Raw genomic sequence first — 16987 nt, 5'->3', positions numbered from 1 at the left:
CAGGCAACGACGCCCGGTCCGGTGAGGCGCCCGGACCGGTCCGGCTGTGGGCCCTTGCGCGCCGCATGCGGCGTCAGGCACATGAATGCGGCCCGCACGGTCGCCCCGAGGCAGCCCGCGTCTCGGACCTGTCTCCGAGCACCAGGGTGGCGCCCTCCTCAAGGACGACGAACACTATGCTGGGATCGTGGCTTTGGTGTTCGGTCGGGACGCCGTGCTGGAACAGGCGTGGGAGTCGCTCGTCCAGGGTGATCCCGTGCTACTCGCAGGGCCGGCCGGGATAGGCAAGAGTGCCATCTGGCGCGAACTGGTGGACAGGGCACGGCAAGAGGACTGGCTGGTCCTGACGTGCGCGCCTGCGGAGTCGGAATCATCGCTGGCGCTGGCGGCCCTGGCCGACTTGCTGCAACCCCTTGCCCGACAGGTGGCCGACCTGCCGGGTCCCCAGCGGGCGGCGGCCGAGGCGGCACTGCTCACCGCGAACGCCGGCACGGCCGTGGACGAGCGGGCACTGGCCGCCGCGACACGATCCCTTCTGGACAGTACCGCGGCGTCGGACCGCCGGGTTGTGGTGGCCGTGGACGACGCCCCCTGGCTGGACCCGGCCAGCGAACGGGCGTTGAGGTATGCGTTGCGTCGGGTTCCGGGCCCGGCGATCCTGGTCAGCGCACGCGGTGAGGCCACCACCGGGACACCGTTGGAGCTGGATCGTCTGCCCGGACGCATGCGCCGGATCGAAGTGGAGCCGCTCGGCGTCGGGGCACTGCACCACGTGCTGCGGGACCGTCTGGACGTGACGTTCAGCCGTCCGTTGCTGGCCCGCATAGCCCGGGACTCCGGCGGAAACCCCCTGCTGGCGATGGAGTTGGCCCGCGCGGTGCTGCGACTGCCCAGGCTGCCCTCCCCCGGCGAGGACCTGCCCTTCCCCGCCACGATGACCCGGGTGCTGGCCGACACCGTGAGCGCGCTGCCGCCGGCCGGCCGGGACGCCATCCGGCTGGCGGCCCTGCTGTCCGTGGCGAATCTGCGTGATCTGCAGGCCGCCGGGGTCGATCTCAGCGCCTTCGACGAGGCGGAGGACGCCCGCCTGCTGACCGTTGCCGGCAGCGCGGTGCACTTCACTCACCCGCTCTACGCCGCCGCGGTCCGTGCGGACATGCCGGCGGGACTCCGTCGCCGACTGCACCGCCGATTGGCGGACGTCGTCGCGGACCCGGACGAGCGTGCCCGTCAGCTCGCGCTGTGCGTGGTGGCACCGGACGCCACGGTCGCCGCCGAACTCGCGGCCTCGGCGGAACGGCAGCGACGCCGGGGAGCCCCGCAGATCGCCGCCGCCCTGTACGAGCAGTCCGCACGACTGACACCTTCGCAGTCCACGGGAGACCAGTGCCGCCGCCGGCTGGCGGCCGCCCGCTGTCACTACGACAGCGGCGACTACCGCGCTGCCACGAAGGCGGCGAACCTGGTCGCCGAGGCACGCGGTGGCGACCGGAAGGCGGAGGCGTTACTCCTGCGCGCAGAAGTGGCCTGGAGCGCCGACGAACCGCTCTCGGTCGCCGCCCGAACGGCCGAACGGGCGCTGGCAGCGGCGCCGGACGCCTCACCGCTGGCCGGTCGCATCCACGCCTATCTGAGCCTGTTCCACGACTCACCCGAACTCGCCCGGCGCCACGCGGACGATGCGTGCAGGCTGCTTGCCGACACCTCACCCGAGGATGCCGAGCTGCTGTCGGGGTCGTTGCTGCAACTGTTCTTCAACGAGATCCGCGGCGGGCACACCCCCCGGCTGGAACTACTGGACCGCGCTCTGGCACTGGAGGCAGGACGCCCCTCCTGGCTGGGCGGCACCATCCCCGCGATCTGGTGGAGATCCGTCGACGAACACGACAAGGCCCGGAGCCGTCTCAACGACATGCTCGACCGGGCGACCGCGTTCGGCGACGAACCGGGGCAGCACGAGCTACTGACACACCTGGGCGAGACCGAACTGGTCGCCGGGCGCTACGAGGCCGCGGCCCGCACCATCGCCGCCGCCCGGGATCTCGGCGAACAACTCGGCACCGGACTCGTGGGCGAGACCTGGCTGGTCGGTCTGCTCGACGCACACCGCGGCGACGTGGAGCGCGCCCGGAAGGTGGCGGAAGCGGGGCTGCAACGCGCCGAGGCCGTCGACGACCCGTGGGCGCGTCGCATCCATCTCGCCCTGACCGCGTTCACCGCCCTGTCCGACGGCCGTGCCGGCGACGCCGCGGAGGCCTATCGGGCCCTGGCCGCAGAGGCGGACGCAACGGGCCTGGTCGAGCCGCTGTCACAACGCTTCGAGCCGGACTGGATCGAGGCGTGCGCCGCCGTCGGCGACCTTGAGACCGCCCACCGCGTACTCGATCGGCTCACCGAACGGCATGAGCGGTTGCCCCGCCCGTGGACGACGCTGGGCCTCGCGCGCAGCCGGGCCCTGCTGGCCGCGGCACAGGGGGAGGACGCCACCGAGGCGGTCGCCAGGCTGGAGGAGGCCAGGGCTTCCGTCTCCCCGCACGTGCTTCCGCTGGATCGCGCGCGCTGCCTGCTGGTCGCGGGGGTGGTCCACCGACGGGCCAAGCGCAGACGCGCCGCGCGTGCCGCGCTCGACGGGGCGGCCGCCGAGTTCGCCGCGATCGGCGCGATGGCCTTCGAGCGACGCGCCAGGGCCGAACTCGCCCGGATCGGGGGCCGTGCTCCGGCCTCGGCGGAGTTGAGCCCCACCGAGGAGCGCGTGGCCGCGCTGGCCGCCCAGGGGCAGACCAACCGGGCCATCGCGGACGCGTTGTTCATCAGCCCGAAGACCGTCGAGGCGAATCTGGCCCGGGTCTACCAGAAGCTCGGGATCTCCAGCCGCGCCGAACTCGGCGGGGCCATGGCACGGCGGGGCGGGGTCAATCCGTAGGGAAACACCCGATTCCCCGGCGATCCGATCGCCCTAGCGTCGATGCCGTGACCAGGCGGCCCGCACGGCGCGGTAACGGATCCGCGCCGCGGCCTCCTGTGCCGGCGCTATCCATGGGAGAACCAGAAGTGAAACGCCGATCCCTGACAGCAGTCCTCATCGTGTCGGTGGCCCTCGCGGCCTCCGCCTGCGACTCACCGGCTTCGGCCACGCCGGGGCCCGCCGACAAGCCCTCGGCCGCCGCCCCGAGCCCGGCGGCTCGGACCTCCGGCGACCGGTCCGCCGTCCCCACCCCGACTCCCACCGGTACCGCCGGCGGTGCGGCGGCCCGAGGCGCGGACGCGAACCCGTGCGGTGTGCTCAAGCCCGGCGACGTCACTCCGGTCATCGGAGGGAACGACGGCGGGCGGCCCTCCCCCGTCTCCAAGAACGCGTGCGTGTGGCTGACTTCGGCCAGGGGTCCCGGGATGACCGTCCTTCTCGGTCCGCCCGGTTCGGCCGCGTCCTTCGGGTCCGACTCCGAATTCACCGAACCCGGGCCCGACGGTATCCGTTTCGACGCCTTCGACTCAGGCCTGCGCGCGCACTTCGTGGCGGCCGACCGTTCGTGTGTGATCGAGGTGATCTCGGGCTCGCACGGCAGGCCCGAGCGGTCGGCCCTGGTCCGGCTGGCCGGTCTGGTCCGCGGCCGACTCTGAGACGGACGCGCGGCAACGCATAGGGAAACACCCGATTCGACAGCGACCCGATCGGCCTAGCGTCGATCCCGTGACCAGGCGACTCTTCGCGGTGGAACGCTACGACGACTCCGGTCGCGGAAGCGCGTGGCAACCGCCGCTGCCCGTCGCCGCCGCGGTACGCCTGATCGCCGCGGTGCAGCTGCCTGCCGACGAGGTCGTTCTGGCGCTCGTCGAGGGCCCGGACGCCGATCTCGTGGCCGAGGCCATGGCCGAGGTCGGCTGGCCCGCCGATCGCATCAACTCAGCAGTCTGGCTTCATCCATGGGGGGAACAGACGTGAAGCGCACGACCCTGACAACCTTCTTGATCGTGTCCTTGGCCCTGGCGGCCTCGGCATGCGACTCGTCCCCGGCGACGCCGGCCGCCGGCGACAAGGCTTCCGTCGCCGCGACCACGGCGGGCGACACGAAGCAGAGCACGACGGTCGACGCCTGCACCCTGCTCAAGCCCGGGGAGGTCACGCCGATCATCGGCAAGAACGACGGCGGCCGGCCCACCTCGGGGGTGGGAGACAGCGTGTGCGGATGGGAGAACCCGGACACCTACCACTCGGTCACGGTCAGCGTCGGCGGGCCGGGCACGGCCGCTTCGGGGCAGATCAAGGACGAACCCGGCGTCAGCAGCGAACCGGGGCCCGACGGAATCCGCTTCCTGAGCGGCGGTATCGCGCGCTTCGCCGCGGGTGACCGCGACTGCCAGGTCCAGGTCGTCACCGGCGCGGGGGGCGACGACGACCGGTCGACCGCCGCCAAGCTGGTCGGTCTGCTCCGCGACCGGATCTGAGAGAGGACGACCCGTCATGCGCCGCACGGCGATCGCCGCATCTCTGCTCCTGGCCACGGTGACCGGGTGTGCCGACGAGGCCGCACCGACACCCGCCGTCACGGTCACCGCGACCAAGACCGCACCCGCGTCCGCGGATGAAGCCGCACCGCCGAGTCCGGGCACGGCCCCGGCCTCTCCGGCGGAGGCCGGCGTGAAGGCGTGCGAACTCCTGCCGAAGAAGGACGCGGAAGCCCTCGCGAAGACCCCGCTCGACGAAGGCGTCGAGGGTCCCGAGACCAGCCCCAGTTGCATGTACACCGGACCGGTCACCGGACCGTTGGCCCAGGTCGAGATCTACCTCGGCGACGGAGCCAAGAAGTACTACGACATCGACCGCAAGCTGGACCACAAGTTCACGCCGGTCACCGGCTGGAAGGTTACGCCGAGGACAACGCGGTCTTCTTCCGCAAGGCCACGACGTGGGTGGCGATCCGGCTGGTCCGGCTCAACGACCCCGCAGCCAACCGCGAGCCGCTGCAGAACCTGGCACGCCAGGTCGCGGCGCGCATGTGAGCGGAGTTCCGGACGGTGTGAGCACCGCATGCCATCAAGGAGCTTGGTCCATGCACCACCACCTGACGGAACGGCTCGGCGCCGCGGCCGGAGCCCTTCTTCTGCTCGTGATGCTGGCCGGCTGCACATCGGCCGGCGGCACCACAGGACACGCCCGTGAGACCTCGGCAGCCGACGGAAGCAGGCCCGAGGGTGGAGACAGCACCGCAGCCGCCCTCACGTACGGAGCCGGACCTGTCGAGGACCGGTCGGTGACCTATCAGTCCGACGTGGTCCTCGTCGAGGGCGGAGCGGGTGCCATCCGGTCCGCCAGTCCGGACGGGCTGACCTGGACGATCGACGGGCGGGCCGCCGGTGCGGCCGACGTCGAGGTCGGAAAGGTCATGTACGTCACCAGCAGGGCGGTCGGACGGGTCGTCCGGATACGGCAGGAGGGCGGCGATCTCGCCGTGACGCTGGCGCCGGTGGCGCTCACCGAGGTCTTCCGCGACGCGCACTTCCACACCGACCGGAAGATCGACCCGAGCGCCATCCTGTACCAGGAGGTACCCGATCGGCCGGGAGCCGTGTCCGTCCCGGCGGGCGCCGCCGGGACGGCCGCCCCGTCGGCGAGTACGGCAGCCTTCACGGCGCGGCCCGCGGCCCTGACCCGAAGCGCCGGTGCGGTCGTCTCCCTGGGCAGGCCCCGGTTCGTCTCTGCCGACGCGGATCGGCTGCCGCCGGCCCGGGAGAACAGCGTCACCTGGAGCCACGGGGGGGTGGGAGGTCCAGCCCGAATCGTCGCCCGGGGAACTGGGACTGAAGATCGGTCACGAGGCAGGCGACGGGCTCAAGGCCTTCATCGACTTCTCGCTGCACACCAGCGACCTCCGCGTCCGGTCCGACGTCTCGATATCGAACGGCAGGATGGGATCCGGATCCACCTTCGTGGTCGAGGGAGTCGACGGTTTCTCGATCGACATCTCCACCGGTGCCGCAAACGGCGCGGACGACAACAAGAAGATCCGGGTGGAGGTCCCCGTCGAACTGACCGTCCCCGTACTGCCGGGCGAGCCGCTGATGTACAGCAACACCTGGAAGTTCGTCGTGGGCACCGCTCTCAGCGGCAAGAACACCACGGTGACGGCCGGGGGGACATGGCGGCTCGACGGCCCACTCGGCATCGTGGACGGCAAGTTGGTGACACCCCGGCTGACCGTGGTGAAGCCCATCATGGACTCGATCGGCGGGGTCTCCGTCGGCGTCAGCGGCGTCGCCGCCGCGGTCGAGGCCAAGTTCCAGCTCGGCCTGGGCATTCCCGCCGCCTTCGCCGGACCCTATGCCAAGTTCGTCATGGACACGGGCGTGGCCAACGGCTCCGCACTCGGCTCTCCGCTCGCCCGGTGCAGATCGGCGCGGCTGGAGGCCAAGGCCGGTGCGGGGTTCGGCCTCACGCTGTCCTCGGAGGTACTCAAGGCACTCCGGAAACTTCTTCCGGCAGGCGCGAAGATCGAAACCGAGAGCGAAAGCCTGAAGCCGTATTTCAGCGCTTCCCAGACCCTTCCGAACGTCCCGCTGTGCGTCGGCTCGAGCTGAACTCCGGTGGCGGGACGGGCGGAATGCACGGGACAGGCCCGGACATGGGCCTACCCGGCCTGATACTTCACCGCACACGGGGGACACATCATGACCACGGACACGACAGAACCGTACGGGATCCGCGGCGGTGCCGACCGCAGACCACGACACCGGCGCCGGGGTCTCACGACCATCGCCGTACTGGCCGCCATGGCAGTGGCCCTGCTGGTGGCCCGCATGACACTCATACCCTGGGCCTACCCGCTGCCCGGACAGCCCCGGCTCACCGGCTACTGGGAGGGCCGTATCGCCTATTCGGACACCGACAGCAGACAGATACTGCTGCAGATGCGCTATGACGAGAACTGTTCCATGGCCTGCGACATGACCGGGCGAATCAAGGTGTGCGGAGCCGGCAGGAGCACGAAAGGCGACCTCGCGGGTGACGTGTACAACTGGCGCGGCAGCCGCTTCGCGCTCAACCCCTACCTCCCACGGAGCAAGGGTGATGTGAACATCGAGAAGCTGGACGGCGACTGGAGCGGCGACGTCATCCGGATGCGCGCGAAGGTCGAGTTCCTCGACGCCGACGGTTCATGGGAGTCGTCCCGGCAGCCGTCCGCGCCGCCCGCCTTCGACATGCGGCACATCGACGAGGGGGCGTTCAACGCCGGGTGCGCCCGCGGGTGACTCACCGTGTCCGGCTGCGGGACGCGTCCGCCGGGCGTGGGCGGGCCGGGGCTCTGATGCCGAAGGCCCCGCCGTGACCGGCTCTGCGTCCAGGCCCGCGGCGGAGTCACGTATCCGATGGCCGCAACTGAGGGCCCCGGGGGGCCGCCCTCCCTGGGCGGCCCCCCCGATGTCACTCTTCGCGCCACCGAAGAGACCCGTTCTCCACTTGCGGGCGTTGAACGTCCCAGTTGCCGCGGTCCATTCCGTCGGCGAACGACGTCAACAGCTCGCCCAGGGAAGCCGTGGGATCGGTTTCATTCGGACTTACCTCGGCATAGTGCAGCACACGAAATCCGGAAGATCCGGAGGTGTCCATGGCATAGCCGTAGTAGGCGCGTTCAAAGTCCCAGATGACCGGGATCAAGTGGGGCTCCCAGTAGCCCTCGGCATCCTGTGCTATGTCCAACATCTGGGCGCGCGTCTCGACGATCTCCTCGCATCCCAGGAGCACCTTGCCGAACGGGAAGATCACCGAATCCACGTGATTGACCGGCACCATACGGCCGTTGGGAAGGGTCTGCGTGGTGTCCTTCGCGCCGCTGCCGTTGTTCGTCCGCAGCAGCGCCTCGAGCACGTCGGGCACCTCGAATCCCAGCGCGTCGTGCAGGCTGGCAATGTCCTCGTCCGTCGCCGGACCACGCAGCGCCTCCGCCGTGGACGGGGCGTTGGCCGTGATCCAGCGTACGATCCGCCCCCAGGCCGCCCGCACTTCCTCGATCTCGGACACTCCGGCTGCACCGCCTCGCTCGTGATTCAGAACTACTCGTCGGCACCGCACACCATCGGCGTACCAGCCGGCTTGCTGCGCCGGATGGTTGTGTCCTCGCGTCGGCGCACTTTCGCGCGGCCTGACCCTAGCCGGGCGGAGAGCACGGAGTCACCCGGCGGCCGGGCGGATGCCGGGTGTGAGGTGGCGGCCAGGGGGTTCGGCAGGGGCACATGGGGCCTGTCCGGTGGGTCGGAGACAGAGGCGTCCACCCGGGCTGCCGTGGGGCGCTTTAATGCCCAGGTGGTGAACTGGACGCAGATGCACGACTGCTACGGGGATGTCGATCGCGTCCCCGCGCTTCTGGAACTTGTGGAGCTCGAGGACAACGCCGAAGCATGGGAGGAGCTGGGGTATCGGCTGGTCCTCGAACACGACGTCGTCTTCCCGGCCGGCTTTGCCGCCCTGCCGCGCCTGATACGTCTCGCATCGAGGAGCGCACGGGCGCGTGGTCTGGCCGGAGCGATCCTGCGACGCGCGGCAGGACACCACGGCTGCGACGATCTGCTGGCGGACTGCGCCGACGCGATTGCGGAGTTCCGCGAGTTGTTGGACCGGCACCTGCAATCACGGCCGGTCGGCTACCTCGGGCCCCTTCTTGATTTGCTCGCGGCCAAGGAGGAGTACCACTGGAGTGCCGTCCTTGGGGACTTCACGGACGACTTCTACCACCTGGCCTGCCCCAACTGCGCCGTGGAAGTGACGATCGCCATTGGGGACTACGGGTGCTATTCAGCGATCCGGGACTGGCACCTGGGCGACGTGGACCGTCGCGGCCTACGGCCGGCGTCCTTCGAGGAACTCTCCGGCATTGGCCGGTGGATGCACGAGACTGCCGTCCGCGACGGGCACGAGGCCCTCGCCGACGGAATCGCCTACCTCTTCGGCAAGGCCCAATGCCCACTCTGTGCCGCCGTGTTCAACATCGCGGACGAGTACTCGTCCGCCAACTGCCCCGTCCTGCGGTAGGCCGGGGTAAATCGAGAGCATGCGGGGAGGGCTCAGGAGCGGAGCCACAGCCGGATAGCGGTGACGGTCACCGTGCCGTGGAAGACGTAAGCCCGTTTTGTCGAATCGAGTGGGACGGCGCGTAAGCTTTTGCGGGTGTTGATCGTTCACTCGACCTCGTTCCTGCGGCCTGGTCGCGGCGATCGGGGATGGTGTGTTTGATCGGCCGGCATGGCGTGGGCCGCATCGGCGACCAAGCCCGGACTGATCGGCCGCGCCGTCGAGCGCGGCCGGCGACCCGAGCTACAGCGCACGTCCCGCCGGACTCCTTCCGCATCGACGGCAATCGTCCGCCTTCGAATCATCCGAGCAGATGCGCTTCCGCTCGCCGCCCCGGTGCTGCCCGGCAGTGATGCCGCCCACTCATATGTTTACGAGTGTAGACTTAACTCGAAGTCTACAGTCGTATACAAACCTGGAAGGACAGTGCGATGGACGTGAACCTGAGGGGCCGCCGGGCTCTGGTGACCGGATCCAGCTCGGGGCTCGGCGAGGCGATCGCGCGACTGCTCGCCGCCGAGGGTGCGGACGTCGTCGTCCACGGGCGCGACGCGGCCCGCACGCGCAAGGTGGCCGAGGAGGTCGGTGCTGTCGCCGTGGCCATCGGCGACCTCACCACGGACGAGGGAGCCGACGCCGTGGCCGCCACCGCCGGCGAGACCGACATTCTGGTCAACAACGCCGGGGCGTACGACCACATCGGATGGACCGACGCCACCGCTGATACATGGGTTCGCACATACGAGGTGAACGTGGTCTCGGGCGTGCGCATGATCCAGCGGTTGGTACCCGGGATGCGCGAGCGCGGCTGGGGCCGGGTGATCCAGATCGGCGGTGGGCTCGCATCGCAGCCGATCGCCATGCAGCCCCACTACAACGCGTCACTCGCCGCGCGTCATAACCTGGCCGTCTCCCTCGCGCGGGAACTGAAGGACACCGGAGTGACCTCGAACGTGGTCGCCCCCGGAGCGATCCTCGTCGACGCCGTGGAGCGGTTGTTGACCGAGATCGCTCCGGATCACGGCTGGGGGGAGTCATGGGAGGAGATCGAGCGCAACGCCGCACGCGACTTCGTGCCCAACGACATCGGCCGCTTCGGCCGCCCGGAGGAGATCGCGAGTGCCGTCGCATACCTCGCCAGTCCATACGCCGACTACATCAGCGGTGCCACCATCCGCGTCGACGGCGGCACGATCCGCTCGGTGAACTGACCCGCACCCGCATCCGCCGGGGACGGCACGGCCTTCACCGCGCAACCGTGCCCACACCGGGGTCACCCCGGGGCCATCAAGGTCAGGACGAGTACCGACGCATGTCTACACTCGTAGACTTATCCTGGTCTCCCGACTAGACTGCGCGCCATGAAAGAGGACCCTCCCGCGCCGCCGTCCACCGATCCGGCCGCCAGGCGACCGCGGGACGCCAAGGCAACTCGCGAGGCGATCCTCCGATCCGCGGTGGAGGCATTCACCCGGTTCGGCTACGACGGTGTGGGCGTGCGCGAGATCGCGAAGTCCGCCGGCGTGACCGCCATGCTGGTCAACCGCTACTTCGGTTCCAAGGAACAGCTCTTCGCCGAGGCGGTGGAGGAGTCCTTCGCGCCGCGCACCGTCGTCACCGACGACCCGCGCACGCTGAGCCGTGATGTCGCCAGAGTGCTGGTGGACAGGACGGCACCCGAGGCGGACCATCTCGATCCGTTCCTGCTGATGCTGCTGTCCGCGCCCAACCGGAGGAGCGCGGAGATCATCCGGGAGGGAATCGAGCGCCACGTGGAGCGGCATCTGACCGGACTGCTCACCGGAACGGGAGCACGCGAGCGTGCCGGACTGGCGCTTTCATTGATCGCCGGGGTGTGGCTGATGAGGAAGGTCATCGGCGACACGGCGCTGTTGCAGGCCGAGGGCGACGATCTCGCCCGACGGCTGGAAGAGGTCTTCGAACTCCTCTTCAGGGACCCTGAGCGCGAAGAGGTCGCGGGCGTACAGGACTCCTGAGCGGTGGCCCGAATCGGCTCCCGGTCCGACAGCCCCGGGACCTGCTCTTGCGCATGGCGTCAGCGCGGGCCGGAGGCCGCGCAACGCACGCACATGGTCGACGCCGGACGTACTTCGAGCCGCTCCCTCGGAATCGGCTCACCACACTTCACGCACTTTCCGTAGTCGCCTTGCTCCAGCCGTTCCAACGCCCGGTCCAGTTCGGTCAGATGCTCCCGTGCCCGGTCCAGCAAAGAGGCGACATGAGCCCGTTCGAAGGCCGTGCTCGATCCTTCCGGGTCGTGTTCGTCGTCGATGGCCACGAAGGCGTTCGCTGCGACGATCCCCTCGAATTCTCGACTCAGCGCGGCGATCTGTCCGAGCGTCGCAGCACGTTCGGCGGCCAGTAGCTCGCGGAACGACTCGCCCTCGACCGCGGGGACGGCCGCGCTGCGGAACTTGTCGCTCATATGTGTAGGAACGTATTCGCCCCCGGCCGGATTCCACAGAGCCGGCTACGAAAACCAGGTCCACGACGACCTGATGATCAGCCGCCCGTGCTCTCCCGGACGATGATCCGGTGCCCGGCCACATGGTCGCGCAGGGCGGCGCCGTCCGGGGCGTCGATCCGCTCCAGCAACAGGGACACCGCGGCCCGCGCGATCTCCCGCTTGTCGGGGGCGACCGTGGTCAGGCTGGGCACGCTGAAGCGCGAGGCCTCGATGTCGTCGAAGCCCACGACGTCGAGGTCACCCGGGACGGAACGGCCGTGTTCGTGCAGCGCCCGCAGCGCGCCGAGCGCAAGGTGGTCGTTCAGGCACAACAGCGCGTCGGGGCAAAGGCCGCGTTCCACCAGCCAGGTGGCCGCACGGGCGCCGTCCCGCCAGTGGTAGGCGCCGACGGGGATCACCAGGTCGGCGTCGAAGGGCACTCCGGCGGCCCCGAGGGCCTCCCGGTAGCCGTCCGTGCGCAGTCGGTCGGTGCCCTGGCGGCCGCGGACGGCACCGCCGACGACAGCAATACGGCGCCGGCCCCGGGACAGCAGATGTTCCGTGGCCTCGCGTGCGGCACGCACATTGTCGATGCCCACGTGGTCCGTGCTGCCCCCGGCGGGCCGCTCGCCGAGCAGTACCACCGGCAGTCGTCGATCGCGCGTGGCGAGGTCGCGCGGGTTGAGGGCGAGCGGGCTGAGGATGACGCCGTCGGAGAACTGGGCGTCGAAGCCGTGCAGCGCGGCCAGTTCTCGTTCGCGCACCGCCTCGGTCGAATGGAGGAGCACGGTGCGGCCGCGCGCGGCGGCCTCGTCCATGACGTGCTTGGCAAGTTCGGCGAAGTAGGCCACGTCCAGCTCGGGGACAGCCAGCGTGATCATGCCGGTGCGGCCTTGCCTCAGTTGACGTCCGGCGATGTTGACGCGGTAGCCCAGGGCGTCGATGGCCTCCTGGACGGCGGCACGGGTTCGTTCCGAGACATGCTCGAAGTTGTTGATCACGTTGGAGACGGTCTTCGGGGAGACACCGGCGTATTCCGCCACGTCCTTGATCCTGGGTCTGGCCGCCACGCTGTTCATCCTTCCGCCTGCCCATGATCGTACCGACCGTCACGAATCGGTTGCGGGCCGGATCGGTTCCCGCCGACATATTTACATCGATGTAATCGCCATGATGCCATGTGCCCCGCACACCTCGAGTCCCAAGGCGCAAGGAGCCCCATGCCCCTCCCCCGCCCCTCGGCCCCACCCCGCCCCGAATACCCGCGGCCGCAGTTCGTCCGGCATACCTGGCTGAACCTCAACGGCGAGTGGCAGTTCGAGATCGACCGGTCCGACACCGGTCTCGAGCGCGGTCTGCGGGAGAGAGAACTCGCCGACCGCATCGTCGTCCCGTTCTGCCCGGAGTCCGAGCTCTCCGGGATCGGTGAGACCGACTTCCTCGAGGCCGTCTGGTACCGGCGCACGGTGACCGTCCCGGCCGCCTGGGCGAAGTCCCGGGTTCTGCTGCACTTCGGTGCCGTCGATCACGACACCACCGTGTGGGTCAACGGCACCGAAGTGGCCCGACACCGCGGCGGCTTCACCCCGTTCACCGCCGACCTCGGTGATGTCGCCGAGCCGGGCGACGAGTTGACGATCGTCGTCCGCGCCCGGGACAGCCGTCACGGCGTCCAGGCGCGCGGCAAGCAGGCCACCTGGTACGCCAACTCCCACTGTCACTACACCAGGACGACCGGAATCTGGCAGACCGTGTGGATGGAGCCGGTCCCGCGAGCGGCCGCGCTCAAGCGCCCCCGCATCACCCCCGACCTGGCCTCCGGCGCGTTCTTCCTGGAGCTGCCGCTGACCGCAAATGTCCCCGGTCACCGCCTACAGGCCACCCTCACGGACGACCAGGGCGAGATCATCGCGGCCGAGACCCGCGCGGACCTCGATCTCGCGCCCCGTCTGGTGCTTCCCGTACCGGACGACCGCCTGCGCACGTGGTCACCGCAGGATCCGCACCTGTACGACCTCACACTCCAACTGCTCGACGCCGACGGCGCGATCCTGGACTCGGCCCGCTCGTATGCGGGGATGCGCTCGATCTCGTTGCACGGCAAACGGCTGCTCCTCAACGGCGAACCGGTCTTCCAGCGCCTTGTGCTCGATCAGGGCTACTACCCCGGCGGACTGATGACCGCGCCCGAGGACACCGACCTGGTCCGCGACATCGAACTGGGACGTGCGGCGGGCTTCAACGGCGCCCGGCTGCACCAGAAGGTCTTCGAGGAGCGCTACCTCTACCATGCCGACCGGCTCGGATACCTGGTCTGGGGCGAGTTCGGCGACTGGGGGTGCGAGGTCGGCGTCCGCGACGACAACCAGCGGCCGGACGCGTCGTACGTCACCGAGTGGCTCGAGGCCATGGAGCGGGACTACTCGCACCCCTCGATCGTCGGCTGGTGCCCTCTCAACGAGACCTACCAGCCGTTGCACGACCGCATCACCCGGCTCGACGACGTCACCCGCGCCATGTTCCTGGCCACGAAGCAGGCCGACGGCACCCGCCCCGTCGTCGACGCCTCCGGGTACGCCCACCGGGTGGCCGAGACGGATGTGTACGACTCCCACTGCTACGAGCAGGACCCGGTCGCCTTCGCCAAGGTGATGGACGGTCTGGCGGAGGACCGGCCGTACGTGAACGCGGCGCCCGACGGCCGGCACTGGTCGCTGCCGTACCGGGGACAGCCGTACTTCTGCAGCGAGTTCGGCGGCATCTGGTGGGACCCGGAGGCCGCCGCCGCGACCGGCGAAGAGCGCGACAGTTCCTGGGGCTACGGTGAACGGCCATGCACCGACGAAGAGTTCGTCGACCGGTTCACCGGGTTGACCGGCGTGCTGCTGGGCGACCCTGACATGTTCGGCTACTGCTACACGCAGCTCACCGACGTCTTCCAGGAACGCAACGGCGTCTACCGCTTCGATCGCACCGAGAAGGTCGACACGGACCGTCTGCGCCAGGCCCAGTTGCGCCCGGCGGCCTACGAGAACACCCCCTAGCACGGTCCGCGCGAGCGGAAGCACAGCGCATCCCGCGCAGAATTTACATCGATGTAAGACATGAGCCGTGCGGCGGCGGTGCTCCGGTCTCGCCTTCGGATGCACCGCCGCCGCTGGAAAGGAGCCCGATGACAGGCATACCCGCGCCCGTCGGTCCCCCCGGCCTGAGCCGGCGCCGACTGCTCGGCACCGCCCTCACCTCCGGTGCGGCCCTCCTCGGCGCCGCAGCCCTCAGCGGCTGCGGGTCGGCGCAGGCCTCCGACGCGTCGACCGTCCGCCTGTGGGATCTGTTCAGCGGCGCCGACGGCGGCCTGCTCAACGACATGGTCCGCGCCGCCCGTCCCGACATGCCGGGCACACGTATCGAGCGCACCGTCCTTGAATGGGGAACCCCGTACTACACCAAGCTCGCCATGGCCTCCGCCGGTGGCCGCGGCCCCGAGGTCGCCGTCGCGCACATGTCCCGTCTGGCCAGCTACGCGCCAACCGGCCTGCTCGACCCCTGGGACCTCGATGTCCTCGCCGAATACGGCGTCGGACGCGACGACTTCGCCGATGCGGTGTGGGCACGCACCCAATATCGCGGACACACCTACGCCGTCCCCCTGGACACGCACCCGTTCATCGTCTTCTTCCATCCCGAACCGGCCGCAAAAGCCGGTCTGCTCACCCCGGACGGCGTCCTGGACACCGAGGCGTTCTCCTCCCCCGACCGCTTCCTGGCCGCCGGCAGGGAACTGGCCAAAGCCTCCGGCCGGCAGGGCATCGCCTTCGGCTACGTCACGGACACAGCGCAGGGCTGGCGCCTGTTCTACGGCCTGTACCGGCAGACCGGCGGCGCCTTCGACCTGCCCGCAGGCGGACCCGCCGAGGTCGACGTGGACCGCATGGCCGAGGTCATCGCGTTCATGGCGAAACTCGTCGACGGGCGGGTCAACCCCAAGCGGCTCGACTACCCCGCCGCCATCGCCGCGTTCGCCAACCGGCAGACAGCGATGATCCTCTCGGGTGAATGGGAGCTCGGTACCTTCCGCACCGCGGACAAGAACGTGAGTGCCGCCCCCTTCCCCACCGTCTTCGGCACCCCGGCCGTGTACGCCGACTCGCACTCCTTCGTCCTGCCCCGCCACCCCGACCCGGATCCCGAACACCGCCGCCGTACGCACCGGGCCGTCGCCGCCCTCCTCAAGGCCGGCCAGATCTGGGCCACCGCGGGCCACATCCCCGCCTACGGGCCCGTCACCCGGACGTGCGCATACGCGCGGCTACAGCCCCAGGCCCACTACGCCAAGGCTCAGGACCACGTCGTCCTCGACCCGTCGGTGTGGTTCGCCGGCGCCGGATCGGACTTCCAGAACGCGATGTCCCAGGTGCTGCAGCAGGCTCTCCTCGACGGCCTCGCCCCTGACCGTGCGGCGCGCGCCATGGTGCAGCGCCTGAACACCTTCCTCTCCAAGCCCAGCCCGGCCTGACCCGGCCGCACACCCCGCGCAGGAGGCACAACGATGTCCTCTCCTCAGGCCGCGCCCCGCACCGGGGCCCCGTCCGGGCGCCGACCGGTCCCTCCGGGTCTGCTGTTCGCGCTGCCCTTCCTCGTCCTGTTCGCCGTCTTCATGCTGTGGCCGCTGGGCCAGGGCCTGTGGATGAGCCTGACCGACACCTCTCTGTCGGCACACAGCCCGGGCTTCGTCGGCGTCGACAACTTCACCGAGGCCCTGGGTGACGCCGCGATGTGGAGCTCGCTGGGTCACACCGTCTGGTTCACGCTGATCTCGACCGTTCCGCTGGTCCTGGTCGCCCTCGTGCTGGCTCTGCTCGTCCACACGGGCCTGCCCGGCCAATGGGTGTGGCGGCTGGCCTTCTTCGCCCCTTATCTGCTGCCGGTCGGCGTCGTCAGCCTGTTGTGGATCTGGCTCTACCAGCCGGACCTCGGCCTGTACAACCACCTGCTCCACATCCTCGGTCTGGAACAGGTGGCCTGGCTCAGTGACGAGTCGGTCGCCATGTGGGCCATCGCCCTGACCACGCTGTGGTGGACCGTCGGCTTCAACTTCCTTCTTCTCCTCGCCGCGTTGCAGTCCATCCCCGACCACCTCTACGAAGCCGCCGCCATCGACGGCGCGGGCGCCTGGCGGCGCCTGTGGTCGATCACCCTGCCCCAACTCGCCCGCATCGGCGCGGTGATCACGGTGCTGCAGATCCTGGCCTCGCTGAAGGTCTTCGACCAGGTGTACCTGATGACCAAGGGCGGTCCCAACGGCTCCACACGCCCCGTTGTCGAGTACATCTACGACGTCGGCTTCACCGGTTACCGGCTCGGCTACGCCTCGGCGATCAGCTACATCTTCTTCGCCCTCGTCCTGATCGCCTCCGCCGTCCAGTACGCCGCCCTCCGCCGTCGGGAGAAGTGAC

General features: G+C 69.8%; 16 protein-coding genes and 1 pseudogene. 12 read left to right on the top strand and 5 right to left on the bottom strand.

The window, feature by feature from the left end; all coding sequences use genetic code 11:
* The first annotated feature begins 187 nt into the window (after positions 1–187).
* The 4 genes from ADL25_RS30645 (at position 188) to ADL25_RS30630 (ending at position 4446) form a co-directional block, all read left to right on the top strand.
* The gene (locus ADL25_RS30645; RefSeq protein WP_199839229.1) at positions 188–2923 is read left to right on the top strand and encodes a helix-turn-helix transcriptional regulator; all 2736 of its coding nucleotides are present in this window, start codon (positions 188–190) and stop codon (positions 2921–2923) included.
* A 128-nt stretch (positions 2924–3051) separates the two neighbouring features.
* Positions 3052–3621, top strand: a complete 570-nt coding sequence (locus ADL25_RS30640) for a hypothetical protein (RefSeq protein WP_115974440.1) — start codon at positions 3052–3054, stop codon at positions 3619–3621.
* Between the two features lie 70 nt (positions 3622–3691).
* Positions 3692–3943: a hypothetical protein gene (locus ADL25_RS30635; protein WP_059131125.1), complete on the top strand. Its 252-nt coding sequence runs from the start codon at positions 3692–3694 to the stop codon at positions 3941–3943.
* Positions 3940–4446: a hypothetical protein gene (locus ADL25_RS30630; protein WP_059131124.1), complete on the top strand. Its 507-nt coding sequence runs from the start codon at positions 3940–3942 to the stop codon at positions 4444–4446. Before ADL25_RS30635 ends, ADL25_RS30630 begins: the two co-directional genes overlap by 4 nt.
* 814 nt (positions 4447–5260) lie before the next feature.
* On the opposite strand, the gene ADL25_RS30625 is transcribed toward ADL25_RS30630, so the two are convergent.
* Positions 5261–5743 carry a hypothetical protein gene (locus ADL25_RS30625; RefSeq protein ID WP_059131123.1) on the bottom strand — a complete coding sequence of 161 codons (483 nt, stop codon included), beginning with the start codon at positions 5741–5743 and terminating at the stop codon, positions 5261–5263.
* A 164-nt stretch (positions 5744–5907) separates the two neighbouring features.
* On the opposite strand from ADL25_RS30625, the gene ADL25_RS30620 reads away from it, so the two are divergent.
* Together ADL25_RS30620 and ADL25_RS30615 are read left to right on the top strand one after the other, a co-directional pair.
* Positions 5908–6576 carry a hypothetical protein gene (locus ADL25_RS30620; protein ID WP_059131122.1) on the top strand — a complete coding sequence of 223 codons (669 nt, stop codon included), beginning with the start codon at positions 5908–5910 and terminating at the stop codon, positions 6574–6576.
* 90 nt (positions 6577–6666) lie between these two features.
* The gene (locus ADL25_RS30615) at positions 6667–7248 is read left to right on the top strand and encodes a hypothetical protein (protein WP_059131121.1); all 582 of its coding nucleotides are present in this window, start codon (positions 6667–6669) and stop codon (positions 7246–7248) included.
* Positions 7249–7420: 172 nt separating this feature from the next.
* Here ADL25_RS30615 and ADL25_RS30610 read toward each other — a convergent pair whose 3' ends face one another.
* A complete protein-coding gene (locus tag ADL25_RS30610; RefSeq protein ID WP_234381099.1) occupies positions 7421–8017 on the bottom strand; it encodes an SMI1/KNR4 family protein in 597 nt (198 codons plus the stop codon).
* 282 nt (positions 8018–8299) lie between these two features.
* Between ADL25_RS30610 and ADL25_RS30605 the strand changes: the two genes are divergently transcribed.
* Complete coding sequence (locus ADL25_RS30605; RefSeq protein ID WP_147317805.1) at positions 8300–9025, top strand: hypothetical protein; 726 nt, start codon at positions 8300–8302, stop codon at positions 9023–9025.
* 32 nt (positions 9026–9057) lie between these two features.
* On the opposite strand, the pseudogene ADL25_RS50820 reads toward ADL25_RS30605, so the two are convergent.
* A pseudogene (locus ADL25_RS50820) lies at positions 9058–9192 on the bottom strand (IS5/IS1182 family transposase); the annotation flags it as partial.
* Between the two features lie 303 nt (positions 9193–9495).
* Between ADL25_RS50820 and ADL25_RS30600 the strand changes: the two are divergent.
* Both ADL25_RS30600 and ADL25_RS30595 read left to right on the top strand, forming a co-directional pair.
* A complete protein-coding gene (locus ADL25_RS30600) occupies positions 9496–10275 on the top strand; it encodes an SDR family NAD(P)-dependent oxidoreductase (RefSeq protein ID WP_059131119.1) in 780 nt (259 codons plus the stop codon).
* 150 nt (positions 10276–10425) lie between these two features.
* Positions 10426–11061: a TetR/AcrR family transcriptional regulator gene (locus tag ADL25_RS30595; protein WP_234381098.1), complete on the top strand. Its 636-nt coding sequence runs from the start codon at positions 10426–10428 to the stop codon at positions 11059–11061.
* Positions 11062–11120: 59 nt separating this feature from the next.
* Here ADL25_RS30595 and ADL25_RS30590 read toward each other — a convergent pair whose 3' ends face one another.
* Both ADL25_RS30590 and ADL25_RS30585 read right to left on the bottom strand, forming a co-directional pair.
* On the bottom strand, positions 11121–11510 hold the full coding sequence (locus ADL25_RS30590) for a TraR/DksA family transcriptional regulator (RefSeq protein ID WP_059131117.1): 390 nt from the start codon (positions 11508–11510) through the stop codon (positions 11121–11123).
* A 77-nt stretch (positions 11511–11587) separates the two neighbouring features.
* On the bottom strand, positions 11588–12610 hold the full coding sequence (locus ADL25_RS30585; protein ID WP_059131116.1) for a LacI family DNA-binding transcriptional regulator: 1023 nt from the start codon (positions 12608–12610) through the stop codon (positions 11588–11590).
* A gap of 141 nt (positions 12611–12751) precedes the next feature.
* On the opposite strand from ADL25_RS30585, the gene ADL25_RS30580 reads away from it, so the two are divergent.
* From ADL25_RS30580 to ADL25_RS30570, 3 genes are all read left to right on the top strand, one after another.
* Positions 12752–14575 carry a glycoside hydrolase family 2 protein gene (locus tag ADL25_RS30580; protein ID WP_059131115.1) on the top strand — a complete coding sequence of 608 codons (1824 nt, stop codon included), beginning with the start codon at positions 12752–12754 and terminating at the stop codon, positions 14573–14575.
* A gap of 128 nt (positions 14576–14703) precedes the next feature.
* Positions 14704–16047 carry an extracellular solute-binding protein gene (locus tag ADL25_RS30575; RefSeq protein WP_059131114.1) on the top strand — a complete coding sequence of 448 codons (1344 nt, stop codon included), beginning with the start codon at positions 14704–14706 and terminating at the stop codon, positions 16045–16047.
* A 33-nt stretch (positions 16048–16080) separates the two neighbouring features.
* The gene (locus ADL25_RS30570; protein ID WP_059131113.1) at positions 16081–16986 is read left to right on the top strand and encodes a carbohydrate ABC transporter permease; all 906 of its coding nucleotides are present in this window, start codon (positions 16081–16083) and stop codon (positions 16984–16986) included.
* Position 16987: the final 1 nt, after the last annotated feature.

This window comes from Streptomyces sp. NRRL F-5122 (genome assembly GCF_001507435.1).
In the GTDB taxonomy this organism is placed as follows: Bacteria; Actinomycetota; Actinomycetes; order Streptomycetales; family Streptomycetaceae; genus Streptomyces; species Streptomyces lannensis.
The sequence above is the reverse complement of the archived record's forward strand: the minus strand, read 5'-3'. Positions and strand labels throughout refer to the sequence as shown.